Raw genomic sequence first — 3,426 nt, forward strand, 5'->3', positions numbered from 1 at the left:
TATCTTTATATATTCTTGTAGAAGAATTAGTTTCTATTCTCAAAATATTCACCACCTTTTTTTTATAATCTCTACTAAATATTATGCCATAATAGATCCTATAATATTAAGCTATTTAAAAATAATTTAAAAGCGGAATTCATCTCCGTCTATAGAGAGCGGAGTCTTCTTTTGCAAATAAAGATAAAATTAAATGTTTTGTTAATATAGTATGCATTATAATCACCTCAACTTATATTATATCTAATTTAATATAAATTATTAAAATAACAAATCAAACCAGTTAATATAAACTGTAAGTTAGTACATTATTTTCTTAAATTGCCACTCAAGGGTGTTGTCTTTTAGCACCACAAATAGAAGATAAATATTTTCCAAAAATATGGGTAAAATAAAACTGAATGATAAACATGACACATGGAATTTACATATGTGAATACAAGATGCTTTTCAATTTGATAATGAAGTGGCTAATTAAAAGATATTATACCATGGAGGGGATAAAATGAGTTTTAAAATTATTGCTGACTATCATACTCATACTAATATCGCAAAAGGACATATTCCTTTACTTAATATTATTTTAGGAGAACATGCTAAAGGGACTATTGAATCAAATGTTAAAGCTGCAATAAAAAGAGGATTAAAAGAAATTGCCATAACAGACCATGGTTATAAACATATTACCTTCGGGATGAAACTAAATCAATATGAAAAATCACGTAAATTAATTGATGATCTTAATAAGAGTTCATTATTGAAGGAGAATGACTTTAAGATTCTTCTTGGCGTAGAATGTAATATAATTAATAAACAAGGTGATATAGATATTAAAGATGAAGTAATTGATTACCTGGATATAATTTGTGTGGGTTATCATCCTGGAGCAGTACAAAATCCATTTTTATTAAGGAATTACACAGAAGCTGCAATTAATGCTATTAAAAAATATGAAATTACAATATTAAATCATCCTTTAGAGCATGTTAATCCAGATATTATCGAAATTGGAAAGGTTGCAGCTCAAAGAAACACTGCTTTGGAAATTAACAGAAGTCATAGAAATATGGATATTGAAACAATAAAAAAGTTAAAAAATATGGGTGTCAAATTTTCATTGGGTAGTGATGCACACAAATCGGAGGATGTAGGCAATTTTGGTAAAGCTTATAATATTGCAGTTGAGGCAGGCCTTACAGATAATGATATTATTAATGCTGATGGAAGTGCACATAGATCAATGAAATTATTAAGAGATTAGTTTTGGTAAAGGATTGTAGAAACATTTAATTCATTAGAGAAAGCGTGTCTAAAGAATGTTTAATATAGATGTTTAATGCATATACTACAATTATAAAAAAATACTATAAAATAAGAAATCAGGTGATTTAAATGATATACATATATAATTGTTATGGAGGTACCCACTCATCTATTTTAGCAATTGCTTACCACTTAAAAATACTGGATGAAAAGCAAGAGCCGACTAAGGATGAAATATTGAAATTACCTAACTTTAATAAGTTAGTATATGGAAATCGTGGAGAACTTTTTTATTATGGAAGTGATGAAGATGGAAATAAAGTCTATGCTATAGGTAGGGGTCGTTCAAAGGTTTTAATTCCTGGATTATATAATTTAGCTTCTATGCTTCATAAACAAAGTCTATTAAGTGAGAAAATTGTATTTTCCAATACATCACCAACTGTTCCATTACTAATGACCTTTGGTGGATTATTTTCTAGGTGGCTAAAAATTGATTTTATAGGAGTGCCCTTGCTTGTAAAGGGAGCAAAACAATCATACAAGAACATTATAAAGCTTGTAAATCACACAAAGAAGACATCAAAGGAAGGTCAGTCAGGAGTTATTATTTTAGATAATAAGGAATTTAAGAAAAAATGATTTTAACTAAAAAAAGATTACATCAACTAAAAGTTGATGTAACTGATATAAATATATAATTAAATGTTTATTCAAGCTAATACTTCCTTATTTATTACTACCTATAATCAAAAATATTTATTTTACATAGTACTAAATTTACTTTCTCTTAAATTGCTCTTTTAGTCATTCTTTGCATTTTCATTATAAGGATGCAAATAATCTTTTATATAAATGTCCTAGGATTTTCACAGGTCATTAACCCTGACATAATACAAATCCCATCTGCACCTGCATTAATAGCTTCTTGAGCATTTGCAGGCAAAATTCCACCAATAGCATAAACAGGAATATTTGTGGAGCTACATACTGATGATAAAAAGCTTAAACCCCTTGGTGGAACATCTTTCTTACAGACAGTCGCAAATATATGTCCCGCTATAATATAAGTTGCACCTAAATTAACAGCTTCTATTGCTTCATTTAATGAATGGATAGACACCCCAACTTCATTAAATTCTTTGCATACACCTGGATTAGATTTTAAAACATGTAATGGCAGATGAATCTTTTTACAATTAAGTTCTGTCGCTACTTTATAGTAAGTATGTAATATACACTCTGTATTATTTTTTTTGCATATTTTTAGTACCTTAGTTGCTAAATCCTTATAATCATTTTCAGATAAATCTTTTTCTCTAAGTACTATACTCACAGACTTAATCATTGTGTTTTTTTCATTCAATAAGCAAATGCCTTGTATCTGCTGTAAAAAGTCATTATTACAAAGATGACGATTGGTAATTGCAAGCATTTTATACATATATATAATCACTCATAACTGGTTGAAGACCATGACTTTTAATTACATCAGATATTTCTGCTACTGAACGCGAGTCCGAAATCTCAAATTGTTCATCACCTTTAGCCTCATCTTTAGCACTATGACCACCTATTCCAACTGAAACTCCAGCTGAAATTTTAGTTGCTGCAATTCCAATTACATTATCACGAAAACCAGCACGTTCACGAGTTGATATAGTAATGTTTGCAAAAGGCAAAAATATTCTATATGCAGTAATTATCTGTAGCAGCTGCTTTTCATGTACATCTTTTGGATTGATTTTATCATTATTAATTATTGGACATAACCTTGGACATGAAAGAACAATTTCAGCGTGTGGATACTTGCGTTGAAGAAGGTATGCATGAAATCCTGTTGCTAAAGCATCCTTTCGAAAATCATCTAGTCCTAGAAGTGCAGCAAATCCAACACCGCGCATCCCACCTTTTAATGCTCTTTCTTGTGCGTTAAAACGATAAGGGAAAACACGTTTGTGTCCCTCTAAATGTAATGTTTCATATTTATCTGAATTATAAGTTTCCTGAAATACTGTAACAAAATCTACACCACATTTATGTACGTATGCATATCGGAGTTTGTCAACATAGTTGTCGCAATTTCTATTTCTAACATTTTTATGACGATGACTCTTCTATAATAAGAAGTTCTTCTTCTTTTATTGGATTCAAAGATACATA

Annotated in this window: 3 protein-coding genes and 1 pseudogene; 2 read left to right on the top strand and 2 right to left on the bottom strand. The window is 29.5% G+C overall.

From position 1 onward, the window contains the following. Nucleotides 1–505 precede the first annotated feature (505 nt). Nucleotides 506–1,261, top strand: a complete 756-nt coding sequence (locus KPL37_RS19210) for a PHP domain-containing protein (protein WP_216151680.1) — start codon at nucleotides 506–508, stop codon at nucleotides 1,259–1,261. Nucleotides 1,262–1,392: 131 nt separating this feature from the next. Beyond that, nucleotides 1,393–1,905 carry a DUF3189 family protein gene (locus KPL37_RS19215; protein WP_216151681.1) on the top strand — a complete coding sequence of 171 codons (513 nt, stop codon included), beginning with the start codon at nucleotides 1,393–1,395 and terminating at the stop codon, nucleotides 1,903–1,905. Nucleotides 1,906–2,110: 205 nt separating this feature from the next. Here the strand turns inward: KPL37_RS19215 and KPL37_RS19220 are convergent, their stop codons facing one another. After that, nucleotides 2,111–2,707: a thiamine phosphate synthase gene (locus tag KPL37_RS19220; protein ID WP_216151682.1), complete on the bottom strand. Its 597-nt coding sequence runs from the start codon at nucleotides 2,705–2,707 to the stop codon at nucleotides 2,111–2,113. Next, nucleotides 2,700–3,317: pseudogene (locus KPL37_RS19225) on the bottom strand (2-iminoacetate synthase ThiH); the annotation flags it as partial. The gene KPL37_RS19220 and the pseudogene KPL37_RS19225, both read right to left, overlap by 8 nt. Between the last annotated feature and the right edge of the window lie 109 nt (nucleotides 3,318–3,426).

The organism is Clostridium frigoris, from assembly GCF_018861865.1.
In the GTDB taxonomy this organism is placed as follows: domain Bacteria; phylum Bacillota; class Clostridia; order Clostridiales; family Clostridiaceae; genus Clostridium_AD; species Clostridium_AD frigoris.